Source organism: Tenacibaculum tangerinum, assembly GCF_029853675.1.
In the GTDB taxonomy this organism is placed as follows: Bacteria; Bacteroidota; Bacteroidia; order Flavobacteriales; family Flavobacteriaceae; genus Polaribacter; species Polaribacter tangerinum_A.
This window is the reverse complement of sequence record NZ_CP122539.1, coordinates 3,522,875-3,539,891: the sequence shown is the minus strand read 5'-3', so window position 1 is coordinate 3,539,891 and position 17,017 is coordinate 3,522,875. Positions and strand designations below refer to the sequence as shown.

General features: G+C 34.2%; 16 protein-coding genes. 10 read left to right on the top strand and 6 right to left on the bottom strand.

Annotated features, from left to right (window positions below):
• The first annotated feature begins 276 nt into the window (after positions 1-276).
• Entirely contained in the window at positions 277-2,118 is a 1,842-nt protein-coding gene (locus tag P8625_RS15935; protein WP_279651403.1) for a PLP-dependent aminotransferase family protein, read from the top strand.
• A gap of 1,017 nt (positions 2,119-3,135) precedes the next feature.
• Here P8625_RS15935 and rlmF read toward each other — a convergent pair.
• The 3 genes from rlmF to P8625_RS15920 are packed head-to-tail and all read right to left on the bottom strand — an operon-like array spanning position 3,136 to position 6,254.
• Positions 3,136-3,993 (bottom strand): 23S rRNA (adenine(1618)-N(6))-methyltransferase RlmF, encoded by an 858-nt coding sequence (gene rlmF, locus P8625_RS15930; protein ID WP_279651402.1) that lies wholly within the window; start codon positions 3,991-3,993, stop codon positions 3,136-3,138.
• Positions 3,993-5,588 carry a bacillithiol biosynthesis cysteine-adding enzyme BshC gene (bshC, locus tag P8625_RS15925; protein WP_279651401.1) on the bottom strand — a complete coding sequence of 532 codons (1,596 nt, stop codon included), beginning with the start codon at positions 5,586-5,588 and terminating at the stop codon, positions 3,993-3,995. Before bshC ends, rlmF begins: the two co-directional genes overlap by 1 nt.
• Positions 5,589-6,254 carry a class I SAM-dependent methyltransferase gene (locus tag P8625_RS15920; RefSeq protein ID WP_279651400.1) on the bottom strand — a complete coding sequence of 222 codons (666 nt, stop codon included), beginning with the start codon at positions 6,252-6,254 and terminating at the stop codon, positions 5,589-5,591. It abuts the gene before it with no gap.
• Positions 6,255-6,375: 121 nt separating this feature from the next.
• Between P8625_RS15920 and P8625_RS15915 the strand changes: the two genes are divergently transcribed.
• The 4 genes from P8625_RS15915 to P8625_RS15900 are packed head-to-tail and all read left to right on the top strand — an operon-like array spanning position 6,376 to position 10,538.
• A complete protein-coding gene (locus P8625_RS15915) occupies positions 6,376-8,310 on the top strand; it encodes a BatA domain-containing protein (RefSeq protein WP_279651399.1) in 1,935 nt (644 codons plus the stop codon).
• Positions 8,307-9,566, top strand: a complete 1,260-nt coding sequence (locus tag P8625_RS15910; RefSeq protein ID WP_279651398.1) for a dihydroorotase — start codon at positions 8,307-8,309, stop codon at positions 9,564-9,566. Before P8625_RS15915 ends, P8625_RS15910 begins: the two co-directional genes overlap by 4 nt.
• Positions 9,567-9,569: 3 nt before the next feature.
• The gene (locus tag P8625_RS15905) at positions 9,570-9,896 is read left to right on the top strand and encodes a hypothetical protein (protein ID WP_279651397.1); all 327 of its coding nucleotides are present in this window, start codon (positions 9,570-9,572) and stop codon (positions 9,894-9,896) included.
• Positions 9,897-9,899: 3 nt separating this feature from the next.
• Positions 9,900-10,538, top strand: a complete 639-nt coding sequence (locus P8625_RS15900; RefSeq protein ID WP_279651396.1) for an alpha/beta hydrolase — start codon at positions 9,900-9,902, stop codon at positions 10,536-10,538.
• Positions 10,539-10,606: 68 nt separating this feature from the next.
• Here the strand turns inward: P8625_RS15900 and P8625_RS15895 are convergent, their stop codons facing one another.
• Positions 10,607-12,142 carry a polyamine aminopropyltransferase gene (locus P8625_RS15895; protein WP_279651395.1) on the bottom strand — a complete coding sequence of 512 codons (1,536 nt, stop codon included), beginning with the start codon at positions 12,140-12,142 and terminating at the stop codon, positions 10,607-10,609.
• Positions 12,143-12,201: 59 nt separating this feature from the next.
• Between P8625_RS15895 and P8625_RS15890 the strand changes: the two genes are divergently transcribed.
• The 4 genes from P8625_RS15890 to speD are packed head-to-tail and all read left to right on the top strand — an operon-like array spanning position 12,202 to position 14,791.
• On the top strand, positions 12,202-12,729 hold the full coding sequence (locus tag P8625_RS15890) for a hypothetical protein (RefSeq protein ID WP_279651394.1): 528 nt from the start codon (positions 12,202-12,204) through the stop codon (positions 12,727-12,729).
• Positions 12,719-13,858, top strand: a complete 1,140-nt coding sequence (locus P8625_RS15885; protein ID WP_279651393.1) for a glutathionylspermidine synthase family protein — start codon at positions 12,719-12,721, stop codon at positions 13,856-13,858. The genes P8625_RS15890 and P8625_RS15885 overlap by 11 nt, the downstream gene beginning before the upstream one ends.
• Positions 13,859-13,862: 4 nt before the next feature.
• A complete protein-coding gene (locus tag P8625_RS15880; protein ID WP_279651392.1) occupies positions 13,863-14,420 on the top strand; it encodes a hypothetical protein in 558 nt (185 codons plus the stop codon).
• Positions 14,421-14,422: 2 nt separating this feature from the next.
• Positions 14,423-14,791 (top strand): adenosylmethionine decarboxylase, encoded by a 369-nt coding sequence (gene speD / locus P8625_RS15875; RefSeq protein WP_279651391.1) that lies wholly within the window; start codon positions 14,423-14,425, stop codon positions 14,789-14,791.
• A 139-nt stretch (positions 14,792-14,930) separates the two neighbouring features.
• Here speD and bcp read toward each other — a convergent pair whose 3' ends face one another.
• Positions 14,931-15,383 (bottom strand): thioredoxin-dependent thiol peroxidase, encoded by a 453-nt coding sequence (gene bcp / locus P8625_RS15870; RefSeq protein WP_279651390.1) that lies wholly within the window; start codon positions 15,381-15,383, stop codon positions 14,931-14,933.
• Between the two features lie 108 nt (positions 15,384-15,491).
• Between bcp and P8625_RS15865 the strand changes: the two genes are divergently transcribed.
• Complete coding sequence (locus P8625_RS15865) at positions 15,492-16,148, top strand: endonuclease III domain-containing protein (protein ID WP_279651389.1); 657 nt, start codon at positions 15,492-15,494, stop codon at positions 16,146-16,148.
• 243 nt (positions 16,149-16,391) lie between these two features.
• Here P8625_RS15865 and P8625_RS15860 read toward each other — a convergent pair whose 3' ends face one another.
• Complete coding sequence (locus P8625_RS15860; RefSeq protein ID WP_279651388.1) at positions 16,392-16,976, bottom strand: RNA polymerase sigma factor; 585 nt, start codon at positions 16,974-16,976, stop codon at positions 16,392-16,394.
• Positions 16,977-17,017 lie beyond the last annotated feature (41 nt).

The window sequence follows — 17,017 nt, the reverse complement described above, 5'->3', positions numbered from 1 at the left end:
CCATGTATCTGCTTCAACTAATTTTAAAGTGAACTATGGTTCGCTTTTCAAGAACATATTTCGCTATTTTTCTAGTATAAGTACATCCCTATAAGGAAGGTTATAAAATATGTAAATATTACATGTTTATATTCTGATAGAAAAATAAATCTTGAGGCTATTTTTTTAATCGACTATAAAATGATTTTTTTATATATTTTAATAGATTTAGCAGTTACAACGCTTTCCCAAAATCTCAAATTACCGTATCTTGCAGCTTCTTAAAAAACACCGTAAATGCAAGACGACAAACTACGTAATTATATAAAAAATGTACTTCAGAATATGCCAGCAGATTGGTTAAACTTAACCACTCACCGACTGGATATCTACGAAGAAAAACTAGCCAAAACACAGTTTTTAGAGCAGTTTGAAAATTTGTATAATAACAACAATGCAACTACTAATGCATTGCGTGCATTACCTACCGCATACGACTATATCCGTTTAGGACACCCTTTATCTTCGGTTTTGGAGTGGACGCTTGCTAAATTGTATCGTACCAACCCAGAAAATATCATTAGTTTTTCGTCGCAAACCATTCCCGTATTGGCGGTACTAAGAGCTAATTTATTAGCCAACAAAAACACGCAAATAGTCTATACGAGTGCATTACCTGCGTCTTTTGATTCCGAAGTACTTAACCATGTGTACGGATATCAGTTTGAGCTAAAAAAAGTTGATAGCCTTGAGGCTATTCCTGAGTTTGACGGTAGCACGGTACTTATTGTTGAACAAGAAGCTATTTGTGATTTTACGATCCCCACCAATGTTGACTTCTATATCAATACTCACCCAGAGCTAGGAAGTTTTGTAGTCGTTAACGGTGAGCAAAACGATGCTTATATTCCAGAAATACAGCATGTACGACGAAGAGAAACGATTGCCATGACGCCTGCGAATTCGTTCAAAGCGTTGAAAGGTCTTATCGATGAACCGTATGATGCTGTCGTTACTGACGTAGCACAAAACAAGGCGAAGGTTACAAAACTTATCAATGAAATTACCAACACCCATACCAAGGCTTTGGTGGGTTCGAGCGGACTTTCAATTCAATATGCCATTGTAATGGGACTCATCGATTATGCTCTTGAAAATCATGCAGGAAAAGACATCAAAATTGTGGTGCCTCCGAACTGTTATGGCGGTACGAACGACCAAGCAAGACGTGTGGCTGCTTGTTTAAACAATGTTGAAGTTGTTGATTTTGCAGTGGATGGAAACAACGATATGGTAGAAAGCATTGATACTGTATTAAGCAACATTGCTGCACAAGATGCCGTTCCTTTTATCATTGCTGAAATTCCGACCAACCCAAGAGTGGAAGTGCCAAATCTTACCGACTTAAGCAATGTTTTACGAAAAAAACGAACCACTCCGAAAGGGGAAACAGCCGTTGAACCTATATTTATTCTAGACCAAACATTTTGTCCGAATGTCCACTTTTTAGGAGATACAGATATCCTTGCCGACGTGAGCACCATTTCTTATGCAAGTGGATCGAAATTCCCAAGTGGCGGAAAATGTACCGCTGGGTATTGTGTTGGAAACCATAAAACCAGTGTGTTCATCGAAAAAATAGAAAAACATTTACATCTTTGCGATAACGAAGCTACGCCCCTTCAGTACGAAATACTGGCAACACAAATGCCATCCATGACACAACGAATTAAAGATGCGTATGCAAATACTCGTGAGTTTGTAAGCTTTATTCAAGAGGTGTTACCCGATGCGAACATTAATTTTGTATCAGAGGAACTAGCAGCACAAGGATTTACCCCATCGGTATTTTCATTAGACCTTCCTACGAAAGGAAACACTGCGGAAGAAAAAGAAGCGTATAAAAGAGCTTTAAACTTAAAATTGATTGATTTAATGATTACTGAAATCCCTGAGGAAAGTAAGTATTGTGTAAGCTACGGACAGTTAAAAGGGTGTTATTGGACGATTCCTGCAACCTCAACACAAGGAACTACCAAAGAAGGTGATAAAGATTATATTGCTCGTGTAGCACTTTCGCCTAATATGGATTTGGAACGTCATAAAAAAGTATTCCTTGATTTTGTAAACAGTATATAAAGCAATAAAACATAATCGAATGAACACTGTGCGAAGTGGAAGTGGTATATAAAGTGCGCTGATAATCGAAGAAAAGATAGCCATGTTCCTACCATTCCTCGCTATGAAGTTGTTTTTCGTCATTACGAGGAGTGATAACGACGAAGTAATCTGTTTATCAAGAACTCATAATGAACAGATTGCTTCGTACTACTCGCAATGACGGTTTTTTGTCTTTGCAAATGGACACTGTGCGAAGTGGAAGTGGTATATAAAGTACGCTGATAATCGAAGAAAAGATAGCAACGTTCCTACCATTCCTCGCTATGACGTCGTGTTTCGTCATTACGAGGAGTGATAACAACGAAGTAATCTCTTTATCAAGAACTCATAATGAACAGATTGCTTCGTGCTACTCGCAATGACGGTTTTTTGTCTTTGCTAATGCACGCTGAACGAAATGGAAGTCGTATATGAAGTACGCTGTTAATCGAAGAAAAGATAACAACGTTCCTGCCATTCCTAGCTATGACGTCGTGTTTCATCATTACGAGGAGTGATAACGACGAAGTAATCTGTTTATCAAGAACTCATAATGAACAGATTGCTTCGTGCTACTCGCAATGACGATTCTTTGTCTTTGCTAATGCACACTGTGCGAAGTGGAAGCCGTATATAAAGTACGCTGATAATCGAAGAAAAGATAGTCACCGTTCCTACCATTCCTCGCTATGACGTCGTGTTTCGTCATTACGAGGAGTGATAACGACGAAGTAATCTGTTTATCAAGAACTCATAATGAATAGATTGTTTCGTGCTACTCGCAATGACGGTTTTTTGTCTTTGCAAATGGACACTGTGCGAAGTGGAAGCCGTATATAAAGTCCGCTGTTAATCGAAGAAAAGATAGCAACGTTCCTACCATTCCTAGCTATGACGTCGTGTTTCGTCATTACAAGGAGTGATAACGACGAAGTAATCTGTTTATCAAGAACTCATAATTAACAGATTGCTTCGTGCTACGCGCAACGACGGTTACTAAGCAAACCTCCAACATGCAATACGGGTTACTTTGTTTCCTTGGTGCATAGGAATGATTTTAAATTCTTTCACTCCTAATTTTTTCCCTGAACTTTGTAAGCTTTCTACATTTTCTTTTTTAGATACCAAACTCGTAAACCATTTACTTGCTTTTGGTAACTGCGAACTTTCGTACAAATAGGTGTGTAAAAACGCTTTTTCTCCGCCTATATACCATAATTCATTGGAATTTCCTGCAAAATTACGGACTGCATTGTTTCCTAAGTTTCTCGATTTTCTTCGGTTCGCTCCCCTCGCCTCTTCTGCCGATTTATAGAATGGCGGATTGCACATCGTGATCGTAAACATATCTTCTTGCCTTATAATACCTTGTAAAATATGGGCTTCATCCTTTTGGTAACGGAGTGTTATTTTTCCCTCTAAATGATTGCTATCAATAATTTTTTGAGCGTTTGAAAGTGATGCAGCGTCAATATCTGACCCTACAAATTGCCAGCCATATACCGCATTTCCTAACAGTGGATAGATACAGCTTGCTCCTATACCAACATCTAACACTTTTATGTTTTTTTCGTCAGCAACCAAATCGGCTAGATGATGTATGTAATCTACTCTTCCAGGTATGGGCGGACATAAATTTTCATCAGAAAAATTCCAATGTTTAATATTGTAGTGAGCTACTAATAATGCCTTATTGAATTCTTTTACTGCTATAGGATTCGAAAAATCAATCGTTTGTTTTCCAAATTTTTCAATAATAAACTTAGAAAGTTTCGGATACTTTGCTACTAATAATGTAAAATCGTATCCTTGGTTATGTATATTTTTAGGGTGTAATCCTTTTTTAGTATTCATTAAAGTGTAATAAGAGCAAACTCTAGTTGCAGTGGGTGTAAGTTTTCTTTCAGAACCTTGATAAAATCGGCTCCATACTCTAAATAAAACTCTGAAAAATTACGTTGGCGTTCTTCTAAACTTTGATTCGGTACTAATTCGTTTTGCAAGGCTACAATTCTTTCAACCAAATCTTTTTGACGTCGTTTTTCTGCACGCAACCATCTTTTTTCGAGGTTTTCCAATCCTTTTAGCTGCTTTCTTTCTTGTGCATTTACCGCTCCAACGAAAGAAACATCTGTTTTTTTTGCGAGTGCACGTAAATCGTCAAACTGTTGTTGTAAAAACTGTTTTTGCTGGGTAAAATCTACCTTAGTCTCACCATTTTCTACTACTTTTTTTGCTAGTAAATCGTCTTGTTTTAAAAACAATTCTTCTTTTGAAACGTTTAGTTTTTCTAACTTTTTTTGTTGTTTTTCTGAAAGTATTTGCGCCGAATTTCTCAATAATAAAATAGGAAACGGAACAGCTACCTTATCAAAATATCCCTTTAATTCCAACCAATACGCTAATTCACCTCCACCACCGATATAACATAAGTTTGGCAAGATTACCTCTTGGTATAGCGGACGCATAATAACATTCGGTGAAAAACATTCAGGCTTACTATGTAAATGATCTAAAATTTCTTCTTTAGTCCAAGAAATATCCGTGTCATTTACTTTATAGATTCCATTTTCAAAAACAATACGTTCACGAATGCTATCGGTAATATAAAACAGGTTTATTTCACGCGGATTTACTTGTATTTTATAGTTTTTTTCGAGTGCTGTAATGGTTTTAGAAACTTCTTTGTACGATGTTTCATGTAACAAATCGTACTCTATATAAGGTATCAATGCTCTTTTTAGCTCCCTTTCGTCGGCATCTAAGATGACCAAACCATACTTTCCGAAAAGCTCATTGGCTATGTATCGAGTTGCATTTGCCAAAGTTTCGTGTTCTAGGTAACCTTTTTTAAATATTTCTTTTATTTCAATTGCATTTCTTGAAGTTCCTAAATGTTCAGAAAATACTTCAAAAACATCTTCAAGTCCTTCGGTAGAAAAACGCCCTACAGGTCCTGTTTGATTCGAATTCCACTGTACTTTTTTTCCTTTGAAATTAAAATAATTAATTTCTTCAAAATCGTGGTCTTCGGTCGCCATCCAATATATAGGTACAAAATTTTCATTCGGATATTGCATCGCTAAATGCTCGCACATATTAATCGTAGAAATAATTTTATACAAAAAATACAATGGCCCGGTAAATAAGTTTAACTGATGCCCTGTAGTGATGGTAAATGTATTTTCTTTAAGTAAGTTCTTTATATTTTGCTGTGTCTCAAAAGACGTTTGTGTGTTGTTGTATTGGTTTCTTAATACCGCAACCAGTTGTTGTCTTTGCGTTGTAGAAATGTTGTTCGCTTTCTTTTCTTCTAGTTGTTTTCCAAAATTTTGTAAACTAGGATAACGATTGTAAAAAGGTTGAATTTTTTCATCGCTATCTAGATAATCTTTCATGGTTTCAGAAAAGAATCCTGTGTCTTTATACGATATATGGGTAACTTTCATTTACTTGCTCTTTCTTTGAAATAATGTGTAAATATAGGGGCGTTCTCCTCCGTACGGATTTACAAATGTGTGGTTAAAACTATCTATTAAAACAAAATCGTTTCCTAGTTTTTCTTGTAACATTGCTGTATTGTAACGTTGTAATTGCAATCCGCAACATTTTTCAGCTCCGTCTAAAGCAAAAACAGCAATAATTACAAATCCGTTAACTTTTACGAGCTTCTTTAATAGACTAAAATAGGCATTTTGTTCTTCTTCTTTTAAAAAGAAGTGTAGTACCGCTCTATCGTTCCAAACATCAACTTCATTAAGCTCTTGTAGTTTGGTTGGCGTCATTAAATCGTCGGTAATAAACCTAACTTTTGAGGCACTTGCTCCCAATCGATTTTGTATATCATTCAATGCTTTTTCTGATAGATCGTTCGCAATTAAACCTGAATATCCATCGGCTACTAATTCGTCGATTATCATAGAAGAACCTACCCCAACGTTTAAGATTTTAGCGTCTCTGGGTACTTTAGCTGTTTTTAGTAATTGAATTGTTTCTTTCGAACGTTCTTCGAACCATCCTAATTTTTCTGTCGGATTTTTTACATAGGCAGCATTCCAGTGTGCTGTATAGTCAATTTCTTCTGGAATGTTACACTCACTCTCTTTTGTAGTCATAGTTCAAAAATAGGAAAATTTAATCCTTTGTCGAAAACTTAACAGACTTCTAACAGATTTTTAACTACATTCTTTTTTTAACCATCTATTTGGGTATTTTTACAGTTAGTAAATTATAATTATGCAATTTAAACATCCTGAGGTTTTATATTTCTTAGCTCTTTTACTCGTTCCTATTTTGGTACACTTGTTCCAATTACAACGATTTGTAAAAGTTCCGTTTACCAATGTTGCTTTTTTACAAAAATTGGTACTGCAAACGCGTAAAAGTTCACGTATAAAAAAATGGTTAATTTTAGCTACTCGTATGTTGTTACTTACGGCTCTAATTTTTGCATTTGCCCAACCTTATTTCAGTAATCAAAGGCTCGACGAAAAGCAACACTTTTTTATTTATTTAGACAACTCTTTAAGCACAAATGCGGTAGGTGAAAAAGGAAATTTATTGCCTGTTGCTACCCAAGAAATTATTGAAAACATTACAGAGAAAACAAGTTATTCTTTACTTACAAACAATCATTTTTACAGTCGTAAAACGGCATCAGAACTAAAGGAAAAACTGCTAAAAACAACAACGACTGCAAAAAAGAGTAATCTTGCTAGTGTATTTTTAAAAATGACTAGCGAGCATAAATCTGCGACTTCTCCAACCAAAAATATTGTCATTTCTGATTTTCAAAACATTAAAAGAGAAGAAATTGATAATGCTCCTGAACATACTTTTTTTGTAAAATTAGTACCTGAGCAAAAAAGCAATATTTCTATTGATAGTGTTTTTGTAGAGGATACTGGCGGTTCTAATATGAGCGTACACGCCATCCTTAAAAATCAAGGAACGACTAAAAACAACATACCAATTGCTATATACAATAACAACAAGTTATTGAATAAACAAACGGTTGCTATTGAAGAAAATGAAACCACAGAAATTACTTTTTCGGTTGTAAAAACTCCTGTGTTTTTGGGTAAAATTGATATTAATTTTAACGACATGTATGCGTTTGATAATTCTTTTTATTTTACCATAAACACGGCTAAAAAAATTAATGTATTGGCAATCGGAGAGTCGAATAGTTTCTTACAACGAATTTATACTGAAGAGGAATTTAATTTTACTTCTTCTTCTGTGCAGAATGTAAATTATAATTTGATAGACAAACAACATCTTATCGTATTAAATGAACTAAAAAACATACCTGAAACACTCTTAAAAAGCCTGGAAAGCTATACAAAAAAAGGGGGAAGTCTTGTAGTAATTCCGAGTAAAGAATCGATACTTTCTTCTTATAATACGTTTTTTAATACGTTGGGGGTTGGAGAATTACTTTCACAAAGAAATGATAGTTTAAAAATTACTTCGATTCATTACAGCCATCCGCTTTTAAAAGATGTTTTCGAAAAAAAAGTGACTAATTTTCAATATCCTTATGTAAAAACCTCATTCAATACTGCCTTTAACAATGCCAGTACTATTGTTTCTTTTGAAAACAAGCAAGGTTTTATTAAACAGATTGATTTACCAAATGCTGCTATGTATTGGGTAGCGGCTCCGCTACAAAAAGACAACAGTAATTTTACGAACTCTCCCTTGATTGTACCTGTTTTTTACAATATCGGAAAACAGGGCTTGCAACTTTCTGAATTGTACTATACCATAAACAAACAAAATACTATTGATATTGACGAGGGGCTGGGTAAGGATGAAGTGTTACGTATTGCTTCTGATAAAGATTCTTTTATTCCTTTACAACAAACTTTTCAAAACAAAACACGTATTACAACTAAAGACCAACCTTTAGTCGCTGGTTTTTATCAAATACAAGAGCAAAATGAGGTGCTTAGAAGTGTTGCTTTTAACTATGATAAAAGTGAAAGTTTGCTAGATTTTTTATCATTTTCTGAGACTGACGGTATAAAGATAGCTACTTCAGTTAAAAATACTTTAGAAAATATTAATAATGAAAACAAAATTCGATGGCTTTGGAAATGGTTTTTGGGCTTGGCTATTGTATCTTTGTTTTTAGAAATTTTGATTTTAAAATTCTTTAAACCATGACAACGCTGCTTAAATCGGCAACCATCATAGATACTTCTAGTCGTTACCACAAACAAACTAAAGATATTTTAATTACGAACGGTTGTATTGCAAAAATTGGCAACAACATTCCTACTAAAGCAAATTACGAAGTATTGGCACTTGATAATCTTCATGTATCTCCAGGTTGGTTTGACACGAGTGTTTCTTTTGGTGAACCTGGTTATGAAGAGCGTGAAACCTTGCAACATGGTGTACAAGTGGCTGCTAAAAGTGGTTTTACCCATGTAGCTGTGAATCCAAACACAAATCCTGTTATTGACAATAAATCAGCCGTTGAATTTTTAATTAATAAAACAAACGGAGCTGCTACTACTGTTCTTCCTATTGGTGCTTTAACTCAACAAAGCAAAGGCGTTGAAATGTCTGAAATGTACGATATGCAACAATCAGGAGCGATTGCTTTTGGCGACTATAACGCCCCTGTTAGCAATGATAATTTGCTAAAAATAGCATTGCTATATGCTCAAAATTTTGACGGTTTGGTATTAAGTTTCCCTAAAAACAATGCAATCGCAGGCGAAGGTGTTGCTAACGAGGGAAAAAACAGTACCCTTTTAGGATTGAAAGGAGTTCCTGCCCTTGCAGAAGAACTTCAAATTTCTCGCGATTTATTTTTACTAGAGTATACTGGAGGTAAACTACATATTCCAACAATTTCAACAGCAAAATCTGTCCAGCTTATAAAAGAAGCAAAAGAAAAGGGGCTCGATGTAACGTGTAGTGTTGCGGTACATAATTTAATTTTAACAGATGATGAACTACATGGTTTTGAAGCTACTAAAAAGGTAACCCCTCCGCTACGTACTGAGGAAGATAAAAAAGCCTTGATACAAGGGGTAAAAGAGGGGGTGATTGATATGATTACTTCTGATCATAATCCTATAGACATCGAACATAAAAAAGTAGAATTTTCTACTGCAAAAGACGGAACTATTGGTTTAGAGAGTGCTTTCGGAGCTTTAAACACCATATTAGATTTAGAGACTATTGTAAGCTGCCTATCTACTAACCCGAGAAAACGCTTCAACGTTGAATTGGTTTCTATAAAAGAAGGCGAAAAGGCCAGTTTAACTATTTTTAATCCGAATCGCAGCTATACTTTCTCTAAGCAACGTATTATTTCTACCTCGAAAAACAGTATCTTTCTAGGAAAGAAACTCAAAGGAAAAACGTACGGTATTTACAACAACAATCAACTAATTTTAAACTCATAAATCATGGAAAACCAAACAGTAAGTCAAGGAAAAACAGCAGCTATCATTAGTCATTTTTGGGTAATAGGACTCATCATCGCATTTGTTTTAAACATGAATAAAAGAAACCCTTTTACTAGTTTTTACATCAGGCAAATGCTCGGTTTAAATATTCTTCAGCTTTTAAATGGTTGGATTATTTACAAGTACTTAGGAAATATTGCTGGATGGATTGTAGGCGTATTATTATTTGTACTTTGGATTATTAGTCTTATTGCCGCTATAAAAGGAGAAAAAAAACTCGTACCCGTTGTTGGAGAGCAATTTCAAAACCTATTTAAAGGAATTTAATACATGAGTTTACAGTATATTGTAAGAGAACCTAAAACCTCAAATGTAAATCCGCCATTATTAATTTTATTACACGGATATGGCAGTAATGAACAAGATTTATTTTCGTTTGCAGAAGAATTACCCGAAGAGTTATTAATTGTAAGTGCGAGAGCTCCTTTCGATATGGGCTATGGCGGTTATGCTTGGTATGCCATCAATTTCGATTCAGTAAATGGAAAGTTTTCAGACTTAACGCAAGCTGCAGCATCGGTTCATACGATTGCTTCATTTATTGATGAAATTAAGGAAAAGTACCACACAAACCCCGATAAAACATTTTTATTAGGATTTAGCCAAGGGGCTATTTTAAGTTATGCCTTAAGTTTTACATATCCTAATAAGGTACAACACGTAGTAGCGTTAAGCGGCTATCTTAATGAAGAGTTATTACCTGCTGAGATAGACCATGCTATAACAACAGAGTATTATATTTCGCATGGAACCGTAGATCAGGTACTTCCAGTAGATTGGGCTCGCAAAGCTCCTGTTTTATTAAATCGTTTAAATCTAAAAAATGAGTATTCAGAATATCCTGTAGGACACGGGGTTGCCCCTCAGAACTTTTATAGTTTTAAAAAGTGGATTGAAGAACGGTTATAGAAAAAACATACATTGTATTACTTACTCATAAAAGCTATAGTAGCATCTAAAAATTACTTTTTTATGTGCTAAAACGAACTACTGTCTGTTGCAAACTCAATTTTCCAACGCTCCCAATCTTCACTAAAATAGTTTAGAATAATGGGTTTATCTAACCTATTTACTTTTGTTTCTTGAATTTGAATATCTCTCGGAAGCGTTAAGGCATACGCTAGCTCTTTTTTATCTAAGAATTTCAGCTTTTCTTGTGGTAAGTTTTCTGTAGATATACTATCCATATCTTTCTTAGACCCTATAACAAATCCCCAGTTTCCAAACGAAGGAATATATACTTGATATGCTTTTTGATATTCAAAAACACTTCCTACTGTGTTGTAAATACACGAAAATGTTCTGTTTGAAAAATAAATTTCTCCTGCCTGTGTTACCGATATTCCTTCAGGTTTTAAACATCTTTTAATTAGTGAATAAAATTCTTTAGAATACAGTCTCGCAATGCTTTCGTTTGCAGGGTCTGGTAAATCGGCTATGATTAAATCGTACTTTTTCTCAGTTCTAAATAAATAATTAAAAGCATCGTTTGCGATTAAGTTTACCTTGCTGTTATTTGCCGCTCCTTCGTTAATGGTAAGCAAATCACTATTCGTTTTAGCTAATTTGAATATCTCTGGGTCGATATCAACTACATCAATACTTTCAACAGTACTATGTTTTAATACTTCTCTACTGGCCAAATTTTCTCCTCCTCCCAAAATCAAGACATTTTTCACCTCTTTTTTATAACACATGGGTACATGAACTAATAATTCGTGGTACCGATGTTCATCTAAAGAAGAGAACTGAATGGCTCTATTCAAGTACAACCGAACATCTTTGTACTTATTTTTTGTTAGCACCATTTTTTGATACACCGTTTGCTTTTCAAAAGCCACTGGATGTTTGTAAATTCTATTTTCCCAAATATTCAATAAACTTCCAGCATATACAATAACGATTAGTAATACTGCGCAAGAAGCCACTCCCCACCAAATAAATTTCTTTTCTAATTTTAACACAAATACCGCTACAATTAATCCTAAGAGAATATTGATAATTCCAAATAATAAAGAGGAATAAAACAAGCCTACAAAGGGCAGCAGTATAAAAGGGAACAGCAAAGTAGCAAAAAGTCCACCTATATAATCGAGTGAAAGTATTAATGATAATTTTTCTTTTACCTGCGTATTTTCAAAAGCAAATGTTAAGAGCGGAACCTCTGCCCCAGTTAAAAGTCCTATTAGAAAAATAATAAACATACTATAAAACTGAAAAGCGGTTGGAGAAACCTTTACGAATAGAAAATACAAAATAGGTACCGATAAGCCTCCGATAAGCCCTAATATGTATTCAAGATAAATAAATGTTTTTAAGGAGTTTTGTGTAAAAAACCTCGAACCATAAGCCCCAATTCCCATAGAAAACAGGTAAACCCCTATGAGAATTGAAAACTGCTTAACACCGTCTCCTAAAAAATAAGAGGCTGTTGCGCTGACCAATAATTCATAAACTATGGAACATAATCCTGCTACTATAACGGTTAAAATCAAGTAGTTTTTAATTTTCATATCAATTTATTTTAAAAAAATCATATATTGCGTACAAGTTTAACGAATTTCAAAAAACTATGAAAAAAACTACTACGATATTTACTATTGCTGTACTTCCTTTTTTAGTTTCTTGTGGTGGAGATGGTGCTCCTAAAATTAAAGATGCCACAGAAGTAACCATTTACGAACCCACAAAAGGAACTGTTACCGAGGTAAATGAAATTGAACCTGGTAATGAATACAAGATTTTAGACGAGCGACTTATTGACAAAAAAGAAGATTCGTATGCAATCGTTCACAACCTCAATGGTACTACAGACACGTTAAGTTTAAGAACCATTGAAAGAGATCATTCTGACGGAACGAGAACATATAGCCCTTTAAGAGGATTGTTATTTTACTCTTTAGCTTCTTCTTATTTTAACAACAGAGTACCTAGCTCTTCTGGTGCGAGAAGTTATTACGCAAACAATGAAGCTTTTCAAAAGTCTCAAGGGTTGCAAAACGAAATGAAATCTTCTGCACGTACAAGAAGAGTAAAATCGCCAGGAGTGCGTTCAAGAGGTTATGGTTCAGGAAAATCTTTCCGTTCGTATGGAGGATAGTAGATTTACTGAAATCAAAAGAATTAAGAAAAAAGATGCTCCACATTCCTTACACTGGTTTATGAAAGAGGAGGTTTTTTCTGAAGAACTGTTTGGTTTTTTTAGTGCCGAAGTGAATAGCTATAAATCTATCGCTTTACAAGCCTATACCTTATTTGAAAAAGCAACGTCTTTGTATCTTGAAAAAGGAAATCTTTTTGGTATTCCTACTGAAATGTTTGACTTGATTACATACACATGGAACCACAAAGAGCAGCACCCTTTTTTAATCGGAAGATTTGATATTAATGGCGGTTTAGACAATTTGATAGCCAAAGTAATTGAATTTAACGCCGATACGTGTTCTACTTTTCCAGAAACCGCTTTGTGGCAAGATTTACAGTTACAACAGTTAAAAGGGAAAACCCACTTTAATGAACTGAAACAAGGTTTGGTAGAAAAACTAAGCGTGTTAAAATCTAAAATCCCTCATGAAAAACCAATTTTTTTAGCTACTTCACTAGGCTATATTGAAGACCAGCTAAATTGCAACATCATCTTAGACGCTGCCCTAGAAGCTGGTTTTACACCAAGATATGCAGACTTACCTGATGTAATTTTTGGAGATGACGGCATATTTTTACAATTTGGGGATGAATACGAACCTGTAGACGTTTTTTTTAAGATGTTTCCTTGGGATTGGATATACAATGAAGAACCCGACCTTTTAAATGATTTATCGTACTTGATTAAAAATAATAAGGTTATGGTGGTAAATCCTCCTTACACCTCATTATGGCAAAACAAACAGTTTCTAACATTTATAACCGATTATTTTCCAAACGAAGTCATTGCAAAAACGTATAACAACCATCCTAACACCGAATCTTGGGTTGAAAAACCTATACTAGGCAGGATTGGCGAAAATATTACCATAAAAAATAAACAAAACACCTATCAAAGCAAAGGAGATTATGAAAATCAAAGTACGATTTACCAAGAGTACCTTCCTTTAGCTAAAGATGTAGAAAATTATTATTATCAAATCGGTATCTTTTTCTCAGATAGGCCTTTGGCTATTAATCTAAGATGTCAAGAGCAACCTATCATTACCGAAGATGCTGAATTTATGTCTCATTATATACTATAACATTATGAAAAAGTTACTAATTATTTTTGGTATTGCTTTCGGAATAGTAAGCTGTACCTCTAAAGTAGATTTAGCAATAGATAATCCTTCAAAAAATCCAATACTTGTATCAATCGATACCTTAACAGTCGAGATTCCTCCTAAAGAAGTAGTTTGGGTCGAAATGGGTAAAGGTCCTAGAAAAATTACCCTGCCTAACGACAGTATCGTAAATTACGATTTTCAAAGATCGGTTTATATGCTAAATCCAACACTTTCTCAATATCTGAAATACGGAGAAGTATATGGATCAAACCCTATGGCTAAATTTAATTATAGACTTAATGATACGGTTAATTTCTACGGTTTTGAGTTTGTTGGAGACTATAAAGTAATAAAAGATTTAGTTAATACAGTGAATTGGGATTACGGCCCACGCGAATCTTTACCATCAATGGTACAGGTTGAAGAGGGTAGCTCTTTTACCACTGTTTATAAACTTATGGATATTAATGAATTTATTGAAGAAATAAATAAAAGAGCACAAGAAACAGCAACTACAGAAGAAAACAAAACAAAGTAAGTTTGAAAAGATTAGGTTATCATGGATTATGGGAAATTAACGATTCCCCATCAGAATTGCTAAAGTTTGAAAAAACGATCAAACCCTTTATGGATGCTGTTGCCGATACGGCAAACTTAACTGTTTTATCTAGAAATTTTAAGCAATTCAGTCCGTATGGAGTTACTGGAGTGTTTTTATTATCAGAAAGTCATTTAAGCATTCATACTTGGCCAGAGCACGGTTATGCTGCATTAGATTTATTTTCTTGTAAAAAATTCAATGCCAGTCTAATAAAAGAACTAATAAAAGAACATTTCGAAACCGAAACTATTGTTTTTACCTCAATTGAGAGAGGGTTGATAGATAGGCTTGAGTTAAAAAGCCAATAAATTACCCTTATGCGAGCATACAGGATATTCAAAAAAATCATGTAAGAATTTCGAGACAATACTCTGATAATTAAACCCGTGGATATCGCCCTTCGATTAAACAAAAAAAGCTCATCAGTTACGATGAGCTTTTTGTAAATCAGTTTAAAATCTGACTGGCGTGTTCTTTTGTTTTTACTTTTGTAATCACATCTTCAATCACGCCATTTTCATCTATTACAAACGTTGTACGATGAATTCCGTCGTACTCTTTACCCATAAATTTTTTAGGTCCCCAAACTCCAAAGGCATTGATTACCTCTTTATTTTCATCAGCCAATAAAGGAAAAGGCAACTCATTTTTATCAATAAAATTTTGCTGACGTTTTGCCGAGTCTGCACTTACCCCTAAAACATCGTATCCTTTAGCTAAAAAAGTATTGTAATTATCGCGTAAGTCGCAAGCTTCGGCTGTACAACCAGGGGTGCTTGCCTTAGGATAGAAAAACAATACGAGCTTTTTTCCTGCATAATCAGAAAGTTTTACAACATTCCCTTTTTCATCTACCGATTCAAAGTTTGGTGCGTTATCTCCTATTTTTAGTGTTGTCATATTATTTGGTTTCAAAGTTAATATGTCAAAGTTACAAAGTTGATTTTGATTATCCATAAAACATACGAAGCTTCTTTGTACCTTTGGTTTTTTCAAATTTTAAAAGCAATGACAAAAGCAGAAAAAGTTCAATTTGTTATCGATACCTTAGAGGAATTATATCCTGAAACCCCTATTCCTTTAGACCATAAAGACCCTTATACACTGCTGATTGCTGTGTTAATGTCTGCCCAAAGTACCGATGCTCGTGTAAATACCATTACACCGTTATTGTTTGAAAAAGCAGATAACCCATACGATATGGTAAAACTTTCTGTTGATGAAATTAGAGAAATAATCAAACCCGTTGGATTATCCCCCATGAAATCAAAAGGAATTTATGGATTGTCAAAAATTTTAATTGAAAAATACGATGGAAAAGTTCCAGCTGATATGAATGCTTTAGAAGAATTACCTGCCGTAGGGCACAAGACAGCTAGTGTGGTAATGTCGCAGGCATTCCATATTCCTGCTTTCCCAGTAGATACCCATATTCATAGATTGATGTATCGTTGGAATTTATCTAACGGAAAAAATGTTACACAAACCGAAAAAGATGCCAAACGCTTATTTCCGAAAGAATTATGGAACAAGTTACACTTGCAAATTATTTATTACGGACGAGAATACTCACCTGCTCGTGGTTGGAAACTAGAAAAAGATCTTATTACCAAAACTATTGGGCGAAAATCGGTTATCGACGATTATATTAAAAGTAAGGCATAAAAAAAGCCTCAACTTAATGTTGAAGCTTTTTCCACTCTTAATTCAAATTCAATTCAATGAGATAGTTTGATTTTGTTTTAACTACTGTTAGCGATTTAGAAAAATTAATCAAAAATTGAATTGTTTCTTGTTTTGGTTTCATTTTATAGTCAGGAGACTTCTCTGAGTAAATTTGCATCATATTATATTCCCTTATTATCACTTATAATCAATGATTTAACGATGCTTTTTTTCAAATATTGTTTAACTCACTAAAATAATTTTATTTTTTTCTATTATTTTTCTCAAATTAATTAAAGCATAACGCATTCTACCTAATGCCGTATTAATACTCACCCCTGTATTTTCTGATATTTCGTTAAAGCTCATATCGTTGTAAATACGCATTTTTAAAACTTCTTTTTGTTCTTCTGGTAGTTCTTCAACCAACCCTTTTACATCATTTAAAATTTGTTCTCTTATAATTTTGGCTTCTGCATTCAAGGTGCCATCACCCAATACTGAAAAAATATCAAAATTTTCAATCGTATTGTTAAAAATAGGTATGCGGTTGTTCTTTCTAAAATAATCTATAATCAAGTTATGAGCTATGCGCATAACCCAAGGTAAAAATTTACCTTCCTCGTTATAGCTTCCTTTTTTTAATGTTCGTATTACCTTGATAAAAGTATCTTGAAAAATATCTTCTGTAGTATCTCGATTCTGTACTTTACTATAAATAAAGCTATACAGTCTTTGTTGGTGGCGTTTAATCAATAATTCTAAAGCAAATTCATTACCATTAATGTAGTTCTTTACTAGAACGCTGTCATCTACTGTGTCTCTCATAATAATTACTTTTTAAAGACTAGTAGCCTGCTGGCTATTGT

What these genes read in the sequence shown, in the direction of transcription:
- P8625_RS15935 (WP_279651403.1), top strand. Translation starts at nt 277, where the DNA reads ATGCAAGACGACAAACTACGTAATTATATAAAAAATGTACTTCAGAAT.
- rlmF (WP_279651402.1), bottom strand. Translation starts at nt 3,993, where the DNA reads ATGAATACTAAAAAAGGATTACACCCTAAAAATATACATAACCAAGGA.
- bshC (WP_279651401.1), bottom strand. Translation starts at nt 5,588, where the DNA reads ATGAAAGTTACCCATATATCGTATAAAGACACAGGATTCTTTTCTGAA.
- P8625_RS15920 (WP_279651400.1), bottom strand. Translation starts at nt 6,254, where the DNA reads ATGACTACAAAAGAGAGTGAGTGTAACATTCCAGAAGAAATTGACTAT.
- P8625_RS15915 (WP_279651399.1), top strand. Translation starts at nt 6,376, where the DNA reads ATGCAATTTAAACATCCTGAGGTTTTATATTTCTTAGCTCTTTTACTC.
- P8625_RS15910 (WP_279651398.1), top strand. Translation starts at nt 8,307, where the DNA reads ATGACAACGCTGCTTAAATCGGCAACCATCATAGATACTTCTAGTCGT.
- P8625_RS15905 (WP_279651397.1), top strand. Translation starts at nt 9,570, where the DNA reads ATGGAAAACCAAACAGTAAGTCAAGGAAAAACAGCAGCTATCATTAGT.
- P8625_RS15900 (WP_279651396.1), top strand. Translation starts at nt 9,900, where the DNA reads ATGAGTTTACAGTATATTGTAAGAGAACCTAAAACCTCAAATGTAAAT.
- P8625_RS15895 (WP_279651395.1), bottom strand. Translation starts at nt 12,142, where the DNA reads ATGAAAATTAAAAACTACTTGATTTTAACCGTTATAGTAGCAGGATTA.
- P8625_RS15890 (WP_279651394.1), top strand. Translation starts at nt 12,202, where the DNA reads ATGAAAAAAACTACTACGATATTTACTATTGCTGTACTTCCTTTTTTA.
- P8625_RS15885 (WP_279651393.1), top strand. Translation starts at nt 12,719, where the DNA reads ATGGAGGATAGTAGATTTACTGAAATCAAAAGAATTAAGAAAAAAGAT.
- P8625_RS15880 (WP_279651392.1), top strand. Translation starts at nt 13,863, where the DNA reads ATGAAAAAGTTACTAATTATTTTTGGTATTGCTTTCGGAATAGTAAGC.
- bcp (WP_279651390.1), bottom strand. Translation starts at nt 15,383, where the DNA reads ATGACAACACTAAAAATAGGAGATAACGCACCAAACTTTGAATCGGTA.
- P8625_RS15865 (WP_279651389.1), top strand. Translation starts at nt 15,492, where the DNA reads ATGACAAAAGCAGAAAAAGTTCAATTTGTTATCGATACCTTAGAGGAA.
- P8625_RS15860 (WP_279651388.1), bottom strand. Translation starts at nt 16,976, where the DNA reads ATGAGAGACACAGTAGATGACAGCGTTCTAGTAAAGAACTACATTAAT.